Source organism: Pseudomonas sp. NFACC51, from assembly GCF_900103575.1.
Classification (GTDB): domain Bacteria; phylum Pseudomonadota; class Gammaproteobacteria; order Pseudomonadales; family Pseudomonadaceae; genus Aquipseudomonas; species Aquipseudomonas fluorescens_Q.
In genome coordinates, this window is sequence record NZ_FMXH01000023.1 from 51751 (window position 1) to 70630 (window position 18880).

Genomic DNA, 18880 nt, shown 5'->3' on the forward strand with positions numbered 1-18880 from the left:
TGCAGCGGCTATGGGCGAATTTGAGCTGATCCGTCACTACTTCGCCGCCGCGCCTTGTGCGCAGGGCGGCGAGGGCGTTGCGCTGGGGATCGGCGACGACTGCGCCCTGCTGGCCGTTCCTTCCGGGGAACAGCTGGCGGTGTCCACCGACACGCTCGTGGCCGGTGTGCATTTTCCAGACCCTTGCGAGCCGTTCCTGCTCGGCCAGCGCTCGCTGGCCGTGGCGGTCAGTGACCTGGCCGCCATGGGCGCCAACCCTTTCGCCTTTACCCTTGCCCTGACCTTGCCGACGGTGACCGCCGATTGGCTGCAAGCCTATGCCCGCGGTTTGAACCACATGGCCCAGGCCTGTGGCGTGGCGCTTGTGGGGGGGGACACCACACGTGGGCCCCTGAGCCTGACCATGACGGTGTTTGGCCACGTGCCGTCCGGCCAGGCCCTGACCCGTAGCGGCGCGCGGCCCGGCGACCTGCTGTGTGTGGGCGGCGAATTGGGCAATGCCGCCGGCGCATTGCCGCTGGTGCTCGGCCAGCGCAGCGCCGAACCTGCGATTGCCGAGCCGTTGCTGGCCCATTACTGGTCGCCACGTCCGCAGATCGACCTGGGCCTGGCGTTGCGGGGCAAGGCCAGCGCGGCGATGGATATTTCCGATGGCCTGCTGGCCGATTGCGGGCATATCGCCCAAGCGTGCGGGGTGGCCTTGCAGGTTGAACGGGACCGACTGCCGCTGTCCAACGCTCTGGTAGCGTTTCTTGGCCGGGCGGATGCCGAGCAGGTCGCCCTGAGCGGCGGTGACGATTACGTGCTGTTGTTCGCCGTGCCACCAAGCCGATTGTCGGCGTTGCAGGCCGCCGGCTGGCCGATCCACGTGATCGGCCGTGTACTGGCCGGGCAAGGCGTCACGCTGGTCGACAGCCTCGGGCACGACATCACCCCGCCAGTGCGGGGCTATCAACATTTTCGGGAGACACCGTGACAGATCATCCCAACCAGGTCCCGGCAGAGTTCGTTCCGCCTTCGGTCTGGCGCAATCCCTGGCATTTCCTGGCATTTGGCTTCGGTTCGGGTACTTTGCCCAAAGCCCCGGGCACCTGGGGCTCGCTGGTTGCGCTACCCTTCATACCGTTGTGGCAGATGTTGCCGGACTGGGGCTACTGGTTGATGCTGGGCATCACCATGCTGTTTGGCTTCTGGCTGTGTGGCAAAGTGGCGGATGACCTTCGGGTGCACGATCATGAAGGCATCGTCTGGGACGAAATGGTCGGCATGTGGATCACCTTGTGGCTGGTACCGGAAGGCTGGTATTGGTTGCTGGCGGGTTTCCTGGTGTTCCGTTTCTTCGATATCCTCAAGCCGTGGCCGATCCGCTGGATCGACAGGCATGTACACGGCGGTGTCGGTATCATGCTCGATGATGTGTTGGCCGGGGTTTTCGCCTGGCTGGCAATGCAGGGATTGGTGTGGTGTTTCACCTGAGGGAGTCAGGCATGGGCGTAAGCCGCGCACTACTGCTGTTGCTGTGTTTAGGAGCCTGTTTGGGTGCAAGGGCGGTCGAGTCGCCGCCGCTGCCTGACAAGATCCGTGCGGCCAGCGAAGAGTGGGCCGATTACACCCAGGCCGATGGCCAGGGCATGGGCTGGGATATCTTGCGCGCGGTCTTCGAGCCTGAAGGCGTCAAGCTGGAGATCCGCAGCGTGCCCTACACCCGCTCGATCGGGTTGGTGCAGCGCGGCGAGGTCGACGTGCAGGTTGGCGCCTATCGGGATGAATCCGAAGGCGTGCTCTACCCGCATTGGCACTACGACGTCGATCATATCTATGCCTTGGGGCTGGCCTCCAAGCCTTCACCGACGCTGGCGACGATTGGCAACTATCGACTGGTGTGGATGCGCGGGTACGAATACAACAACTACCTGCCCAACATCCGGCGTTTCAATGAGATTCACCGCGCCGTAGGTATCTTGCCGATGTTGGCCCATGATCGTGCCGATTTTTATATCGATGCGTTGATGGAAATCCAGGATGTGCTTGCCAAGGCCGACGATCCCAAGCAATTCAAGCTTTCGCCCCTGATCAATTTGCCGCTGTACCTGGGTTTCGCCAACAACGAAAACGGCCGTACGTTGCGGGCGCTGTTCGACCGACGCATGGAAGTGCTGGTGAAGAGCGGCGAGTTGAAACCGATTTTCGAACGCTGGAAGCAACCCTATCCTTTCGACGAGAAAGGCAAGCCGCCGAAGCCATGATCAATCTTATCGATGTTCATTAGCGATAATTCAGCCTAAGCGTCTGTCGGATCGTGCTGTTACAATGCCCGCCTCTGCGAATCTCCAGTACTAGAATCAGGAGCACACCGGTGCCTGTCGTTTTTGTTGCCGCTTCCAAGCTGCCAACGCCCTTTGCGCAATTCACCATGCATGGTTTTCTCGATGAAGCCACCGGCCGCGAGCACGTTGTGCTGAGCCTGGGTGATTTCGCCGACGGTGCACCGGTGCTGGGCCGCCTGCATTCCGAATGCCTGACCGGCGACGCCCTGTTCAGCCAGCGCTGCGATTGCGGTTCGCAACTCGAGGCCGCGCTGCAAGCCATTGCCCGTGAAGGCCGTGGTGTGTTGTTGTACCTGCGCCAGGAAGGACGTGGTATCGGCTTGTTGAACAAGATCCGCGCCTATGAACTGCAAGATGGCGGCGCCGATACCGTGGAAGCCAACGAACGCCTGGGCTTTGCCGCCGACCTGCGTGACTACAGCATTTGCTTGCCGATGCTCGAACACCTGGGTATCAAGTCCCTGCGGCTGATGACCAACAACCCACGCAAGGTCAAGGCCTTGACCGACATGGGTATCGTGGTGGCCGAGCGTGTGCCGCTGCACACCGGTCACAACCCCCACAACAAACTCTACCTGGCAACCAAGGCCAGCAAGCTCGACCACATGATGGGTAACGAGCACCAAGGCGAGGTTGACCGGGCGTGACGCGCGGTCAGGTTCGGCGGCGGCTATCGGTCAGTTGGTGGAAATACCTGGCCCTGGCCTTGCTGCCGCTGTTCGTGATCAACGCGGTGTTCGGCCAGGGCGAAGCGATTCTGCCGGTGCTGGCGATGCCGCTGTTCATTGCCGGCGTGGCGTCGATGTTTGTCAGCCTGCGATTCTTCGGGCCGTACAAGCAAGCCCTGATCGCCACCCAGAAAGCGCTCGACACGCCCGAAGAACCCCAGGCCTGGATTGACCTGGCGGCCCGTCGCCGCTCAGCCTTCCTGGTGGCAGGGCTACCGGCCTGGGTCGGTGCCCTTGCGGTGTTCGTGGGCCTGGAAGCGGTGCCGTTGATGCTGCTGGCCTTGTCGACCGCCGTGTTGTTCTACCTGTACCGCATCCCGCGCCAACTCGGCTGATGAACCGCTGGCTGGCGGTCTTGCTGCTGGCCGTCAGCGCCTCGACGATGGCGGCTTCGCGGGTCGTCAGCCTCGCGCCGTCGTTGTCGGAAATCGTCGTTGAACTGGGCTCCGCCGACCTCTTGGTGGGCGTGCTGGATGGCGGTGACCGTCCGCCAATCCTTAAGGACCTGCCTTCCGTAGGACGTTACGGTCAATTGGACATGGAACGCTTGCTCAGCCTCCAGCCCGACCTGCTCCTGCTCTGGCCCGGCAGTGTCGGCCCGGCGCAGCGCGAGCAACTCAAGGGCTTGGGTATTCCCGTTTATGTCGCCGAGCCCCGCAGCCTCGACCAACTCATCGCGCAAATTGAAGACATTGCCATGCAGCTCGGCCGCCCGGAGCGGGGCGCGCCGCGGGCGGCGCAGTTGCGTGTGCGTCTGGAAGCGTTACGCCAGCGCTATCGACGGGACCCGCCGTTGCCGGTGTTCTACCAAGTCTGGGACCGGCCTCTGTACACCGTCGGGGGTGGGCAGATCATCAGTGATGCGCTGGCGGTGTGCGGCGCTCGCAACGTCTTCGCTGACCTGAGCGTGCCGGCCCCGCAGGTGAGTGTGGAAGCGGTGCTGCAACGCAATCCGCAGGTCATCCTGGCCACGGAGCAGGCGCAGCTCGATGCCTGGAAAACCTGGCCGGTGGCGCAGGGGCGGTTGTTGCTGGTCAATGACAAGGGGCTGGAGCGGCCCAGTGGGCAGATGATCGAGGCGACAGCGCGGCTATGTGAGTTGATTGCGCCAGACAGATAGATTGCGGCGGGCCCAATCGCGAGCAAGCTCGCTCCCACATGAGCGGGTACCGGCAGGCAACATCGATCAACTGTGGGAGCGAGCTTGCTCGCGATGAGGCCCGCCCAAACACCACAAATTCCAGATCAGAGGGCGGGGGTCCAAGTCACCCCAAGCAACCAGGTACGACCTTCCTCCCGATACCCATACTGGGCTCCATCATGGCTATACAGCGCCCGGCTGTAACCCTTGCCCAGCAGGTTATCCACCTTCATCTCCAGCTTGACCTCCCGGGTCAACGCCCAGCTGCCGCGCAGCCCGAGCAAGGCATAGCCACCCAGGGCATTGCGGTTGTTTTCATCGTCATAGCTGCCACTCACCGCTTGCCAGGTGGCGCCCAGGCCCAGACGGTCGAATTGCCGGTCCAGGTCCAGGCTCAAGGTCCGCCGGGCGCGGCGTGCCAGAGTGTGGCCGCTGTCGCGGTCACGTGGGTCGATGATGGCCAGGCCCAGGTTGCCCTGCCAGCCGAACACATCCTGCAGGTAGGCCATCTCAAAACCGTTGATCCGCGCCGAGGCAACGTTCTGTGGGCGTGAGTTACTACCAAAGATGATCGCGTCTTTCAGGTCCGTGCGGTAAAGCGAGGTCTCCAGGCGGGCGCTGTCGCTCAGCTGGCTGCGCCATTGCAGCTCGTAGCTTTTCGCCGTTTCAGGTTTCAGGTCAGGATTGCTGAAGTCCGGGTAGTACAGGTCGTTGAAGGTCGGCGCGCGGAAGCTTTCGCTGTAGGTCAGCAACAGGTCGTTGTCCGGGTTGATCGGCAGGGTAAGAGTGCCGCTCCAACTGTTCTGGCCGCCAAACTGCTGATTCTGGTCGCGACGCAGGCCCAGTTCGGTGGAGAACGTTTCGGCCTGGAAGCGGTGCTGGATGAACGCGGCACGGTTCCAGCGGCTGTCTTCGTCGAACGGCGTGCTGCTGTTGACCCGATCCTGATACCAATCACCGCCGACGATCAGGCTGTTGCGCTCGTTCAGCGTCACGTCGTTCTGCCAGGTCACGGAATCGCGGTAGGTGTTGAACACTTCGCGGACATCGCTGAGCTTGTCGAAGGTCTTTTCACGGTTCTCGCTGTGGCCCAGTTCCAGGCGTGACTTCCAGGCCTCGTTGATTCGCCCGTCCACATAGGTGCTGAAGCTGCTCACCGCGAACTCGCTGTAGGGTTGCTGAGGCAGGGATTCGAAAGTGGCCGGATCGAAGCGGCCGAACGGGTTGTCGTATTCGCTTTTGCCGCGGTTATCCAGCAGGTTCAGGCCAACTTCCAGGTCATCGCTGGCCGCATGGCTCAGGCTCAGGCTGAAGGACTGGTTGCGATTGGCATCGTCGTCGCGATCGCTGGCGTAGGACTCGCGGGTCCGATTGCTTCCGGCGCTGTCGTCGAGGCTGGCGCCGAGGTTGAAACGGGTTTGCTCGTCGCCACCGGACAGGCCCAGGCTGCGCTCCCAGGTCTGATGGCTGCCGACACCCATATGCAGGCGCGGTTGCAGGCCTTGCTCGTTGCCGCGGCGGGTGAAAATCTGAATGACGCCGCCCACCGCATCGGCACCGTAGATCACCGAGCGCGAACCGCGCAGCACTTCCACGCGCTCGATCTGGTTGATGTTCAGGCGTTGCAGGTTGCTGTCACCGGAGGTGGCGTTACCGATGCGCTGGCCGTCCACCAGCACCAGGCTCTGGGCCGATTTGGTCCCGCGAATGTAAATCCCCGGCAGGCTGCCGCGCCCACCCAGCGGAGCCACCTGCACGCCTGGCACACGGCTGAGCAAGTCAGTGACACTGGCCGGCTGCAAGCGCTCGATGTCGTCGCGGGTGAACACGGTATTGGCGGCGCTGCTGTCGTTGCGGGCCTCGACCTGGCGGTTGGCGCTGATCACGATGTCGGGCAGCTTCAGGGCCTGGTCGCGTTTGAAGGTGTCGGCCAGCAGGTCGGGGGTGGGTAGCAGAGAGAGGGTGAGGGCGAGGCGGAGTTTCATGGGGGTTCCGATCATGTGTGCTTCACACAAGCCAATGTGGGAGCGGGCTTGCTCGCGAAAGTGGTGTGTCAGTCGAATTCGATATTGACTGATACACAGCTTTCGCGAGCAAGCCCGCTCCCACAGGGTTTTGTATCGTTTGAACGTTACAGGCCCAACAACTGCAACCGCTGGCGCACCGCCGTTTCGATCCCCACCTCGTCCAATCCACATTCGGCCAGCATCTGCGCCGGCTTGGCGTGTTCGACATAGAGGTCCGGCAAGCCCAGGTGCAGCACCGACTTGAGGATGTTGTCCCGGGCCAGGAATTCGCTGACCGCCGCGCCGGCACCGCCCATGATGGCGTTTTCCTCGAGGGTGACCAGCAGGTCATGGCTGCCGGCCATCTCGCGCACCAGGGCTTCGTCCAGGGGTTTGACGAAGCGCATGTCCACCACGGTAGCGTCCAAGGTGTCGGCGACTTTCAAGGCCTCGGCCAGTTGCACGCCGAACACCAGCAGGGCGGTTTGCTTGCCCTGGCGGCGAATCACGCCCTTGCCGATCTCGATTGGCTCAAGGTCGGGCGAGATCGTCGCGTTCGGGCCTGTGCCACGCGGGTAACGCACTGCCGCCGGGCCATTGAACAGGTGGCCGGTGGTGAGCATCTTGCGCAGCTCGTTTTCATCGCTCGGGGTCATCACCAGCATGCCGGGGATGCAGCGCAGGAACGACAGGTCGAAGCTGCCGGCGTGGGTCGGGCCGTCTTCGCCCACCAGGCCGGCGCGGTCGATGGCGAACAGCACGTCGAGGTTCTGTACGGCGACGTCATGAATCAGTTGGTCGTAGGCCCGTTGCAGGAACGTCGAATAAATCGCCACCACCGGTTTGGCGCCCTCACAGGCCATGCCGGCGGCGAGGGTCACGGCGTGCTGCTCGGCAATCGCCACGTCGAAATAGCGTTGCGGGTAGCGTTCGCTGAAGGCCACCAGGTCCGAGCCTTCTTTCATCGCCGGGGTGATGCCCACCAGGCGCGGGTCGGCGGCGGCCATGTCGCACAGCCATTGGCCGAAGACACCGGAGTACTTTGGTCCGCCGGCCTTTTTCGGTGCGGCCGCCGGAGCGTCCAGGGGTTCGAGCTTGGTGATGGCGTGGTAGCCGATCGGGTCGACTTCCGCTGGGGCGAAGCCTTTGCCTTTCTTGGTGACCACGTGCAGGAACTGCGGGCCCTTGAGGTCGCGCATGTTGCGCAGGGTGGCGATCAGCGTGGGCAGGTCATGGCCGTCGATGGGGCCGATGTAGTTCCAGCCCAGTTCTTCGAACAGCGTGCCGGGGACCAGCATGCCCTTGGCGTATTCTTCGGTGCGGCGGGCGATTTCCCAGGCGCCGGGCAGGCGCGACAGCACTTTCTTGCTGCCTTCGCGCATGCTGGCGTAGGTGCGGCTGGAGAGGATCTTTGCCAGGTAGTTGGACAAACCGCCAACGTTGCGCGAGATCGACATGTCGTTGTCGTTGAGGATCACCAGCATGTTGGCGTCGACTTCCGGCGCGTGGTTCAGCGCCTCGAAGGCCATGCCCGCGGTCAGTGCGCCGTCGCCGATCACGGCAATGGCCTTGCGCTCGCTGTTTTGCAGGCGAGCGGCAATCGCCATGCCCAGGGCAGCGCTGATGGATGTACTGGAGTGACCGACGCCAAAGGTGTCGTATTCGCTCTCGGAGCGACGCGGGAAGGCGGCGATACCGTCCTTCTGACGCAGCGTGCCCATGCGCTCGCGACGACCGGTGAGGATCTTGTGCGGGTAGGCTTGGTGCCCTACGTCCCACACCAGCCGGTCGTCCGGGGTGTCGAACACGTAATGCAGCGCGATCGTCAGCTCGATGACGCCCAGGCCCGCGCCGAAGTGCCCACCGGTCTGGCCGACCGTGTAGAGCAGTTCCAGGCGCAACTCATCGGCCAGGGTTTCCAGCTCGGCTTCACCCAGGCGACGCAGGCCGTCCGGCGTGTTGGCGCGGTCCAGCAGGGGCGTGGTCGGGCGCTTGCGGGGAATCTCTTGAAACGTCGTGGGCATCAGGCGAATCGTTATAGGTATAGAAAGAGGCGGCAGTTTACCTTATGGATCGCAAGCTGCCCACGCGTTGGCCGGAACTTGGCCGATACGCACTTATGAATGGGTTGACCCTATATCAGCTGCGTCGTTCGACGATATAGCGCGCCAAGTCGCGCAACGGCTCGGCCGTCGCGTCAAAGGGTCGCAGCGCGGCCAGGGCCTGGTCGCGCAGCTCCAGGGCGTAGGACTTGGCGGCGTCGAGGCCGAGCAGGGCCGGGTAGGTCGGTTTATCGCGGGCGATGTCGGCACCCTGGCGCTTGCCCAGGGTCTGGGTATCGCTTTCGACGTCGAGGATGTCGTCCTGCACCTGGAACGCCAGGCCGATGGCTCGGGCGTAGGTCTGCAAGGCTTGCAACTGGGCGGGCGTGGCCCGGCCGCTGGCCAGGGCACCGAGCCGGACGCTGGCCTCGATCAAGGCGCCGGTCTTGTGCCGGTGCATGTATTCCAGGGCGCTCTGGTCCAGCTTCAGGCCCACCGAGCCCAAATCGATGGCTTGGCCGCCGACCATTCCCGCGGGGCCTGCCGCCAGCGCCAGGGCACTGACCATGTCCAGGCGAATCTGCGCCGGGCAGTCGCTCAGGGCCGGGTCCAGCAGGGCGCTGAACGCCAGGCTCTGCAAGCCGTCGCCGGCCAGGATCGCGCAGGCTTCGTCGAATTGCTTGTGGGTAGTGGGCTGGCCGCGACGCAGGTCGTCGTCGTCCATGGCCGGCAAATCGTCATGCACCAGCGAATACGCGTGGATCAACTCCACCGCACAGGCGGCGCCGTTGGCTTGCTCGGCCTGGCCGCCCAAGGCTTCGCACGCGGCGTAGGCCAACAGCGGCCGTACACGCTTGCCGCCGTTCATCACGCTGTAGCGCATGGCTTCGTACAGGCGCGCCAGCTCCGGGCTCGGGGCGCTGAACAAGCTATCCAATGCAGCATTGACCCGGGCCTGGCTGCTGGCCTGATAGGCGCCGATCATTCAGGCTGTTCCGCGTCGAAAGGCTCTTCGGTCAGCTCGCCGTCGCGCTCGAGCAGCAATTGCACCTTCTGCTCGGCCTGGGCCAGCGCCGCCTGGCAGTCGCGAGTCAAGCCGATACCCTGCTCGAAGGCGGTCAGCGAGTCTTCCAGCGACAATTCGCCGTTCTCCAGCCGTTCCACCAGCGTTTGCAGGTCGGCCAGAGATTGTTCGAAATCCAGTGCAGCTTTTTTGCGGGCCATGGCGGCTATTCCGGTTGACTGTTAAACCGGCGCGACACTAGCAGACATGGGGTTTTGGGGCAAATCAGGGCAGGGGGATCGAAGCGGGACAACGGGCTTGCACCGACCTGCTTTTGTGGCGAGGGAGTGGCCGCTCCCGCTCGGCTGCGCAGCAGTCGCAATCCGGTTCAGCCCCCGCAGGTTGGGGCCGCTTCGCAGCCCAGCGGGAGCAAGCTCCCTCGCCACGGAATTTCAGCGGGCCGGATAACTGACCCGATACCGGGTACTGCGCCCACCGCCGGGCATTCGCTCCAGGCAGCCTTTCTCCAGCAGTTCGGCGAGATGGCGGGTTGCCGTCGCCTTGGAAACCTTCGCCACTGCTTGGTATTGGGCTGCGCCGATTCCGCCCTCGAAGCCTTTTTCACCGCCATCGAGCATTCGGTTGAGTACCTTGATCTGCTCAGGCGTAAGCGCGCTGTTGCGATGAACTTGCCAGAATCTCGCTTTGCAAAACACGCTGTCGATCCGCTTCATCGCCTGCTGGAGGCTGCGCAACAACGTCTGCAGAAACCAGGTCAGCCAGGCGGTGATATCCAGTGTGGCCTTCTGGCTGTTCTCCAGAATCCGGTAATAACCGGCGCGGTCGTCGAGGATGCTCACGGACATGGCGTAGAAACGGATTGCCTGCGCCTCGCCCTGGGCCAGTGCCAGGTCGGTCAGGGTGCGGGTCAGGCGGCCATTGCCATCGTCGAATGGATGCAGGGTGACGAACCAGAAATGAGCGATGCCAGCACGCAACAATGGATCGAGGTCGGCCTGATGAAGACTGGTCTCGAACCAGTCGATGAACGTTTGCAATTGCTGTTCAAGACCCTGGCGGGGAGGAGCCTCGAAGTGAACGGTGGGGCGGTCCAACCTGCCAGAGACTACCTGCATCGGTTCGTCACCGCGCAGCGTGCCTACTCGGATCTGTCGGTGGGCAAAGTCGCTGGTTTGATCAGGAAACAACCACTCATGCCATTCCAGCAAGCGTTCGACAGTCAGGGGCTGGTTGAAATGCCGGGTAGCGTCCAGCAAGAGGTTCGCCAAGCCTTCGCTGCGTTGGCTGACCGGCGTGTCGTCGCCTTGTTCCAGGCCGAGGCGGCGGGCCAGGGACGAGCGCACCGAGCCGACATTCAGTTGCTCTCCTTCGATAGCCGAGGAGGTCACGATGTTTTGCAGCAAGGTATCCAGTTCGCTCTGGGCACTGAGCGAAGCCGTGACCGCGCCCGTCATGCCGAGCAACTGGCCTTGGGTCTGCACGCATTCGCGAAGCAGCGGTGCCAATGCTTCAGCTTGCCAGCGGAAGCCGGGCCAGTCGGGCTGTTGCCAGATCCAATGGGGTGCCATGCGCCTGTCCAAAGATGAGTGAGCCGAATAATAGCGCTATTCGGCTCATTTCGTGAGCCGAATACGCCTGCTATTCGGCTCACGCACCTCTCAGTACGTGATTTCCCACACAGAATCGCGCGTTCCCCGATTGTTAATAATTCGCCGAATCGCTAACCTTCGCGCCATCTACAGCCCCGTTGCGACGGGGCCTTCAGACGAAGCCCGAATAATGACAAGCAGCGCTGAGGATCAGCGCCGGGTTGCGTCGTGCATGGCAGGAGGCATACGTGCGTTTTCTTTCTTTATTGATCGTGTTGCTCGGCGCGCCGTTGGCGTGGGCGCAGCCTTCTGCCGAGATGTCGGAGCCGGTGGGCGGTTGGCGCTACAGCGGCTTGCTCGATCGCACTGAAAACCCGCAGGTCGCCTATCCCACGCCGCCCATCGACCGGGGCGTGCAGCGCAACCGCACGATGATCGAGGGCCGGCTCAAGGCCATGGGCACGGCTCGCCAGCCCCATAGCCTGGCGGTCAACGGCAATCCACTGAATCTCTACACCGACGACGAGGGGCGTTTCGCCCGGCCGTATGCGTTCGGCGCCGGCTCCAACAGCGTCGAGGTGCGCAGCTCCGAAGGCCAGTCCCTCAAGCGCGTGCAATTCTATGAAGCCAACAACCTGCGCACTCCCGCGCAGATCCGCGTGGTGCTGGGCTGGGACGACCCCAAGGCCGAACTCGATCTGCATATCGTCACACCCGACGGCCAGCATGCGTTCTTCGGCCGGCCGGCGCTGACCAATGGCGGCGGCCTCGACCCGGATGGCGTCGATGGCCCGGGCCCTGAAATGTTCACCATGACCGCGCCGATGCACGGCACCTACCTGGTCTACGTGAACTACTGGGGCAACTACGGCAGCGGTGGCTACAACTTTGACGAGACCAGCAACGACAACGAGGTGATCACCTCGCAGATCAACCTGGTGCTCAATGAAAACACCGTCGATGAAAAACGCGAGACCTTTGTCGTGCCCCTGCGTGCCATTGGCGATCTGCTGCTGGTCAAGACTTTCAACTACTAACGCTCCACGGATGAACAGGCCCTTGTGAATATGAGCGACAACACTGCTTCCCCGACCACGCCGACACCTGTCGCTAAACCTGTGCGCCGTTGGCCGGCGATACTGATCGGGCTGTGCCTGGTAGCAGGTGTGGCCGCCGGGTTGGGCTGGTTCATGACCAAGCCCAAGGCGCCGCCCATGGCGTTGGCGTTGGAAAAGCTCGGCCTGAGCCGCCCCGACGGCTTGCTCGAGGCGCATTCCCTGAGCCAGTTGCCCAAGGACCTGCTGGCGGTGCCGTTCCTCAAGGCCACGCTCACCGAAGACTTCGTCTTCTATTACGAGGCCCACGCCGACCGCCTCGGGCTGATGGGCAGCCTGCGCCGGATCATCTACGAGCATGACCTCAAGCTGCAGGACAGCCTGATCGAAGAGCTTTTCGACCAGCCAGCCGATGTGGCGCTGTGGCGCGGTGCCGACGGTCGCCTCAAGGATTTTCTGTTGGTAATGGATCGCGGCGGGTTGGCCAAGGTGCTGGAGCCATTGGCCAAGGTCGCCCTGGATGATACGCAACTGAGCAAGCTCAGCGACCTGAAAGTCGGCGGTGATGACGTCGCGCTGTACCAGCTCAGCTACAACGCCAGCAAATCCCTGCTCTTCGCTTCCCATGGCGACAAGCTGGTGGTGTTGTCCAACCCGGCGAAACTCTATGACCCGGCCAACGGCCCATCGGATGAGCGCGGCAGCGTGTCGACGACCGCCCTGGCCGCCTTGCTCAATGGCGACAAACTGTTCCCCGAAGCCTTCGGCTTGCCGCCCAAGGCGCCGGAGGTCAAGCAACGTATTTCGGTCAATGCCAATGTGCTGGCCATGGGTTACCAGCGTTTCATTCCGAACTTCGCCGGGCTGCGCTTCGACATGGACGACAAGGGCTGGCACAGCTTCCTGGCCATGGACGAGCTGGAAAACCAACCGGACTTCGACTTCAAGCCGATCTGGCAAGCCATGCCCATGGGCGCCAGCGCCTGCGTTGCCTTGCCGTTGGCCGCAGAACCGCAGAAGCCGCTGTTGGTGAAACTTGGCGCCGACGAAAAAGCCGCCCAGGCCATGGTCGACCATGTGGCCGGCGCGGCAGGTCTGTGCTGGTACGCCGATTCGCGGTTGTATACACCGCTGCTGGTGGCGAGCCTGAACGAAGACGACGGCAAGCTCGACGCGGATTTGGGCAAACTGTTTGGCTCGATGGTGGGCGCCTATGAGAACAATGCCGCCGAGCACGTGTTCCCGGTCGTCGAGAAACAGGAAGGCGCTATGCACCAATGGCAGCGCCAGGTGAGCTCCAACTTCGGCCCTTACCTGGCCAAGGACTCGCTGCAACCGGACGCCATCACCGGCAAGGCATTCCTGCGCGTCAGCCTGGCGCGTCATGGTTCGACCCTGCTGTTCTCCCTCGACGACAAGCTGGTGGACAAGGCCCTCGGCACCCTCGACAAGCGCTTCCCACCCATGGCCGACGTGGTGCCCAAGGATGTGCTGATGCCGATTTATTTCGGCCCCGATGCCATGGCGCAACTGATGCAGCGTGAAACCCTCGACAGCTTGCCCCAGGACATGGAACCGGTGTTCTACAACGCCGCGCAAACCTACCTCATCCCGAAACTGCGCACCCTGGGCGGCTATGGCAAGTACGCCCTGACGTTGCCTGCCGGCAGCGAGCCTGACGGGCACTGGCAGTGGCTGCCACTGGAATGGAAAGCGCTGTGACAGGACTGATCCGCAACCCCGGATGGGCGCTGCTGCTGGCACTGCTGTGGGGTGGGCCGGCGCTGGCCGTCGAGACGCCGCTTTCCGTCGCGGCGCGGCCTTCCGTTGAGACGCCGCCGCTGGATGTGCGGCAATCCCAGGTGTTTCGTGCCTGGTTCGTGCGCATCGCCGAGGAGCAGTTGACCAAAGGCCCGAGCCCGCGCTGGTACCAGCAAGACTGCGCCGGCCTGGTGCGGTTTGCCGCCAACGAGGCGCTGAAGGTCCACAACGATAAGTGGCTGCGCAGCAATGGCCTGTCCAACCGCTACCTGCCGCCGGAGCTCGAACTCAGTGACGCCCAGCGGCGCCTGGCCCAGCAATGGCAGCAGGGCGGCGGCAAGGTCGGGCCCTACGTCAACGCCATCAAGCTGATCCAGTTCAACAGTCGCCTGGTGGGCCGCGATGTCGCCCAGGCCCGTCCCGGCGACCTGATGTTCTTCGATCAGGGCGACGACCAGCACCTGATGATCTGGATGGGCCGCTACATCGCCTATCACACCGGCACCACAACCCCTACCGACAACGGCATGCGCTCCGCAAGCCTGCAACAACTCATGAACTGGAAGGACACCCGATGGATACCCGACGCAGCCAACCCCAACTTCATCGGCGTCTATCGACTCAACTTTCTCTCCCAATGACCGGTGCCCGCATGCTGCGCTTGTGTTCAAAATTGCCCCTGCTGTTCGCCCTGTTGCTGGCACCTGTCGTGAATGCCGAAGACACGGTGGAGCCCAGCGGCTACACGCCGGTAGCCGGTGAAAGCTTCTTCCTGCTGGCCGACAGCAGCTTTGCCAGCGACGAACAGGCCATGGTTCGCCTCGAAGCGCCGGGCCGCGACTACCGTCGGTTCCGCATGGAGCCCTACGGCGGTGCCGACATCCGCGTCTATCGCATCGACAAGCCGCTGGATTTCCTCAAGCGCCAGAAGAACCTGCACCGTGTGGTCAGCGACGGCCAGTTCAAGGGCGAAGGCCTGTCGAACACCCTCGCGTACCTGTGGGACAACTGGTACCGCAAGTCTCGTCGAGTGATGCAACGGGCGTTTTCCTACGAGTCCCGCCAGCAAGTCACCGAAGAAGTGCCGGAACTGAAGATCGGTGACGCCCTGGTCGCGCCGACACCGTATGAAGCACCGCCACAATTCGCCTTGATCCCGGGCTTGCCGGTGGTCAGCCAGTTCCGTTATCCGCTCTGGGAAGCCAAGCCGATCCAGCCGCCTGCGGGCGTCAACCTGGCCGGCTCGTCCAGTGAGTTTGTCAGCGTCGCGCCGGGCAACGTCTACGTGCCGCTGGGCCAGTTGAAGCCCGGCCTGTACCTGGTGGAAGCGCTGATCGGCAAATACCGCGCGACCACCATGGTCTTCGTCTCCAACACCGTGGCCGTGAGCAAGATTGCCGGTGATGAGTTGCTGGTCTGGGCCGCACGCAAGCATGAAGGGCGTTCGGTGCCCAAGGTCAATGTGCTGTGGACCGACGGCCTGGGCGTGATGAGCAGCGGTGCCACCGATGAAAACGGCCTGCTGCGCCTCAAACACGTTAGCCCGGAGCGTTCGTTCGTCATCGGTGAAGACGAGGAGGGCGGGGTATTCGTCTCGGAAAACTTCTACTACGACAGCGAAATCTACGACACCAAGCTCTATGCCTTCACCGACCGGCCGCTGTACCGGCCAGGGGATTGGGTATCGCTGAAAATCGTTGGTCGTGAGTTCAAGAACGCCCGTGATTCGGTGCAACCGAGCGCCGCCGACGTCAATGTCAGCGTGCTGGACGCCACCGGCACCGAGCTGCAAACCCTGGCCCTGAAACTCGATTCCAAGGCCGGCACCCAAGGCCGTTTCCAGCTGCCGGAAAACGCTGTGGCCGGCGGCTATGAACTGCGCTTGCGCTACAAGGACCAGCTCTACAGCAGCGCCTTTCGTGTAGCCGAATACATCAAGCCGCACTTCGAGATCGCCCTGAACCTGGCCAAGCAGGACTATCGCACCGGCGAGCCGGTCAAGGGCAACCTCGTGCTGCTGTACCCGGACGGCAAACCGGTGGTGAATGCCACGGTGAGCCTGAGTCTGCGCGCCCAGCAACTGTCGATGGTCGATAACGAGCTGCAATACCTGGGGCAATTCCCGGTCGAGCTGACCAGCAGCGAAGTGACCACCGATGCCAAGGGCAACGCGACCCTCGACCTGCCGGCCGCCGACAAACCGAGCCGCTACACACTCACCGTGTTCGCCAGCGATGGCGCCGCGTATCGGGTCAAGACCACCAAGGAAATTCTCATTGACCGTGGCGCGGCGAATTTCCGCCTGAGTGCTCCCCAGCGGTTCAGCGCCGCCGGCCAGAAGGTGTCGTTCAGCTATGCCAACGAAGGCGGCAACGAACAAGCCAAAGCCGTGACACCCGGCAGCTACGCCTGGGTGCGCCTGGAAGACCAGAGCACTGGCGAAGGCAAGCTGGCGGCCAAGGACAAGGGCTTCAGCCTGACCTTCGACCGCCCTGGTACCTACAACCTGACGCTCAAGGACGACCACGGTCGGGTCATTGGCGCCGCCGCCCATGCAGTGACTGGTGAAGGCATCAAGGCCGTGCCGGGCACGGTCGAGATCGTCTTCGACAAGCCTGAATACAAGACCGGTGACGAAGCGCTGGCGCTGATTACCTTCCCGGAACCGGTCAGCGATGCGCTGCTGTCGCTTGAGCGGGACAAGGTCGAGGCCACGGCGCTGCTGTCCAAGGGCGGCGACTGGCTGAAGATGGAAAAACTCAGCGACACCCAATACCGCGCCCGCATTGCCGTGAGGGATAACTTTGCGCCCAACCTGACCTTCTCGGTGCTGTACACCAAGGGCGGCCAGTACAGCTTCCAGAACGCCGGCATCAAGGTGATCACGCCGCAGATCGACGTTGCCGTCGTCACCGACAAAGCCACCTACCGCCCGGGTGACACGGTGACCGTGGACCTGAGTACCCAGTTCTCCGGCAAGGCGATCCCCGCGCACCTGACGGTCAGCGTGGTGGACGAAATGGTCTACGCCCTGCAACCGGAAGTGGCGCCGACCATCGATCAGTTCTTCTATCACCCGCGTCGCAACAACGTGCGCACCAGTGCCAGCCTGTCGTTCATCAGCTACGACGTGGCACTGCCAGGCAGTCCTGGCGCGCCGGGCAAGGCCAACCGCAGCGAACGCGGGGTCAAGGTGCTGGAGCGGCCGCGGCGTGAAGACGTCGACACCGCTGCATGGCAACCGGAACTGGTCACCGACGCCAACGGCAAGGCCCGCTTCACCTTCAAGATGCCGGACTCCCTGACCCGCTGGCGCATCACGGCCAAGGCAATTGCCGACGACGGCCAAGTGGGCCAGAAGAAGCAGTTCATCGCCTCGGAAAAACCGCTGTACCTGAAATGGAGCGGCCCGACCCGTTTCCGCACGGGCGACAAGCCACAACTGGGCCTGTTCGCGTTCAGCCAGTCTGAAAAACCACTGAAGGCCGAGCTGCTGATCCGCTACGCCGGCGCCGAACAGCGCATGGTGGTGGACCTGAAAAACGGCATCAACTACGTGGCGCTGCCGGCCCTGGAGCTGAGCAGTGGCGACTTGAACGTGCAGCTGCAATTGAACGGCGAAACCCAGGACGCCCTGGCCATGCGCTTGAACGCCAGCGGCAATGGCTGGCAAGTCACCCAGAGCCAGCGCCTCGATGTGGCGAGCGGCGACACCCCGCTGACCTTGCCGGCCGACGCCAGCGATATTCGCCTGCGCCTGGACGACAGCCCGCAAGCGTTGTTCCGTTCGGCCCTGGATGACCTGCTCAGCTACCCATACGGTGGCGTCGAGCAGACCGCCAGCCGCCTGTTGCCGTTGAGCATTGCCTATCCGACCCTGGCGTCGAACCCGCAGATCCGCGACCGCTTGCGGTTGATCATGCAAAACAGCCGCTTGCGCCTGGTGCAGATGGCCGGCCCCTCGGCGAGTTTTACCTGGTGGGGCCAGGACGGTGAGCCGGATGCATTCCTCACCGCCTATGCCTATTACGCCGACTGGCACGCCAGCAAGGCCCTGGACCTGAGCCTGCCGCCGGAACACTGGCAACGGGTGCTGGAGGTCTACGCCAAGCAGGCCGGTGATACCCCGCTGCTGCAGCGTGCGCTGATCCTGTCGTTCGCCAAGCAGATGCAATTGCCGGTGAACACCTTACTCAGCGGCCTGATGGACGATCTGGCGAAAGCCAGCGAAGACAGCAGCGAGAGCGTGCTGGACAGCGGTGAAGACAGCCTGGTCATGTACGCGCCGGATTCGGCCCTTGGCTTGGCCAGCGCCCGTGTCCTGACCGCGTCCCTGGCGAAACAGGCGAAGGTGCCGTTGCCGGCGGCCTTCAGCCGTCAAGCCGATGCGGCGCAACAGCAACTGGAGCTCAGTTCGCAGCCGTTCGTCGAGGCCCTGGTGTTGTCGTTGCAGGGCTTCGATCAGGCTCGCGCCACTGCATTGCTGGAGCGTGTGTTGCCGCAGCAGTCCACCTTGGAGCGGGCCCTGGCCTTGACCTGGTTGCAGCGCAGCATCGAACAGGCAGCGCCGGCCGTGGCCCTGGCACCGGGCGAAGGCTGGGCAGCCAAGCAGGGCGCGACCGGTGAAACCTACTGGCAGTGGCAGGGCGCGCAGCTTCCAACGATGCTGACCCTGACCGGCGCCCAGGAGCGTCCATTGCAAGCGGCACTGAGCTTCCAGAGCCAGCAACCGCCGGTAGCACCGATGGCCGTGTCCATCACCCGGCGCCTGTCGCGCCTGGTGCCGGGCGATGAGGCTTTCACCTTCAAGCTCGAAGCCGTGGGCAACAAACCGTTGTCCAGCGACAGCCTCTACCTGGATGAAGTGATCATCAACAGCAAGGCTCCGACGCCACTGCGCTACGGCATGCTCGAAGTGCCGCTGCCACCGGGCGCCGATGTGGAGCGCACCACCTGGGGTATCCAGTTGATGGGCAAGGCTGACAGCGAACCGATGTCCCTGGAAAAAGCCCGCTTCGAGCCCGGCCAGATGGCGTATGCGGTGCCGGTGGATGCCCTCAGTGGCGAGCTGCGCCTGCGGCACTTGGTGCGCTTCTCCCAGAAAGGCCAGTTCACCTTGCCGCCGGTGCGCTTCACCCAGGTCTACGCGCCGCAACATCAGGCGCGGGAACAGAAACCGGCGCTCGGTCAGGTCACGGTCAACTGAT

The 18880-nt window shown here is 63.3% G+C and carries 15 protein-coding genes; 10 read left to right on the top strand and 5 right to left on the bottom strand.

Going from position 1 to position 18880, the window contains the following annotated elements; translation table 11 throughout:
• The first annotated feature begins 10 nt into the window (after positions 1–10).
• From thiL to BLT00_RS29810, 6 genes are all read left to right on the top strand, one after another.
• Complete coding sequence (gene thiL / locus BLT00_RS29785; protein WP_092149736.1) at positions 11–976, top strand: thiamine-phosphate kinase; 966 nt, start codon at positions 11–13, stop codon at positions 974–976.
• Positions 973–1476: a phosphatidylglycerophosphatase A family protein gene (locus tag BLT00_RS29790; protein ID WP_003206020.1), complete on the top strand. Its 504-nt coding sequence runs from the start codon at positions 973–975 to the stop codon at positions 1474–1476. Before thiL ends, BLT00_RS29790 begins: the two co-directional genes overlap by 4 nt.
• A gap of 11 nt (positions 1477–1487) precedes the next feature.
• Positions 1488–2246: a substrate-binding periplasmic protein gene (locus tag BLT00_RS29795; RefSeq protein WP_092149739.1), complete on the top strand. Its 759-nt coding sequence runs from the start codon at positions 1488–1490 to the stop codon at positions 2244–2246.
• 110 nt (positions 2247–2356) lie between these two features.
• Complete coding sequence (gene ribA, locus BLT00_RS29800) at positions 2357–2974, top strand: GTP cyclohydrolase II (RefSeq protein ID WP_030140454.1); 618 nt, start codon at positions 2357–2359, stop codon at positions 2972–2974.
• Positions 2971–3390 (top strand): hypothetical protein, encoded by a 420-nt coding sequence (locus BLT00_RS29805; RefSeq protein WP_063324171.1) that lies wholly within the window; start codon positions 2971–2973, stop codon positions 3388–3390. The genes ribA and BLT00_RS29805 overlap by 4 nt, the downstream gene beginning before the upstream one ends.
• The gene (locus tag BLT00_RS29810; RefSeq protein ID WP_092149742.1) at positions 3390–4175 is read left to right on the top strand and encodes a cobalamin-binding protein; all 786 of its coding nucleotides are present in this window, start codon (positions 3390–3392) and stop codon (positions 4173–4175) included. The genes BLT00_RS29805 and BLT00_RS29810 overlap by 1 nt, the downstream gene beginning before the upstream one ends.
• A gap of 125 nt (positions 4176–4300) precedes the next feature.
• Here BLT00_RS29810 and BLT00_RS29815 read toward each other — a convergent pair whose 3' ends face one another.
• From BLT00_RS29815 to BLT00_RS29835, 5 genes are all read right to left on the bottom strand, one after another.
• The gene (locus BLT00_RS29815; protein WP_092149745.1) at positions 4301–6181 is read right to left on the bottom strand and encodes a TonB-dependent receptor domain-containing protein; all 1881 of its coding nucleotides are present in this window, start codon (positions 6179–6181) and stop codon (positions 4301–4303) included.
• 146 nt (positions 6182–6327) lie between these two features.
• Positions 6328–8226 carry a 1-deoxy-D-xylulose-5-phosphate synthase gene (gene dxs / locus BLT00_RS29820; protein WP_092149748.1) on the bottom strand — a complete coding sequence of 633 codons (1899 nt, stop codon included), beginning with the start codon at positions 8224–8226 and terminating at the stop codon, positions 6328–6330.
• A 115-nt stretch (positions 8227–8341) separates the two neighbouring features.
• Positions 8342–9229 (bottom strand): (2E,6E)-farnesyl diphosphate synthase, encoded by an 888-nt coding sequence (gene ispA / locus BLT00_RS29825; RefSeq protein WP_092149751.1) that lies wholly within the window; start codon positions 9227–9229, stop codon positions 8342–8344.
• Entirely contained in the window at positions 9226–9468 is a 243-nt protein-coding gene (locus BLT00_RS29830; RefSeq protein WP_003185917.1) for an exodeoxyribonuclease VII small subunit, read from the bottom strand. The genes ispA and BLT00_RS29830 overlap by 4 nt, the downstream gene beginning before the upstream one ends.
• 231 nt (positions 9469–9699) lie before the next feature.
• A complete protein-coding gene (locus tag BLT00_RS29835) occupies positions 9700–10836 on the bottom strand; it encodes a Fic family protein (RefSeq protein WP_092149754.1) in 1137 nt (378 codons plus the stop codon).
• Between the two features lie 269 nt (positions 10837–11105).
• Between BLT00_RS29835 and BLT00_RS29840 the strand changes: the two genes are divergently transcribed.
• From BLT00_RS29840 to BLT00_RS29855, 4 genes are read left to right on the top strand one after another with little or no spacing between them, the layout of a single operon-like run.
• On the top strand, positions 11106–11894 hold the full coding sequence (locus BLT00_RS29840; protein ID WP_063324177.1) for a YfaP family protein: 789 nt from the start codon (positions 11106–11108) through the stop codon (positions 11892–11894).
• Between the two features lie 30 nt (positions 11895–11924).
• Entirely contained in the window at positions 11925–13634 is a 1710-nt protein-coding gene (locus BLT00_RS29845) for a DUF2138 domain-containing protein (protein ID WP_063324178.1), read from the top strand.
• The gene (locus tag BLT00_RS29850) at positions 13631–14314 is read left to right on the top strand and encodes a DUF1175 domain-containing protein (protein WP_170867337.1); all 684 of its coding nucleotides are present in this window, start codon (positions 13631–13633) and stop codon (positions 14312–14314) included. The genes BLT00_RS29845 and BLT00_RS29850 overlap by 4 nt, the downstream gene beginning before the upstream one ends.
• Positions 14311–18879, top strand: coding sequence for an alpha-2-macroglobulin family protein (locus BLT00_RS29855; protein ID WP_092149760.1), 4569 nt, complete (start codon positions 14311–14313; stop codon positions 18877–18879). The genes BLT00_RS29850 and BLT00_RS29855 overlap by 4 nt, the downstream gene beginning before the upstream one ends.
• The last annotated feature ends 1 nt before the right edge of the window (position 18880 follow it).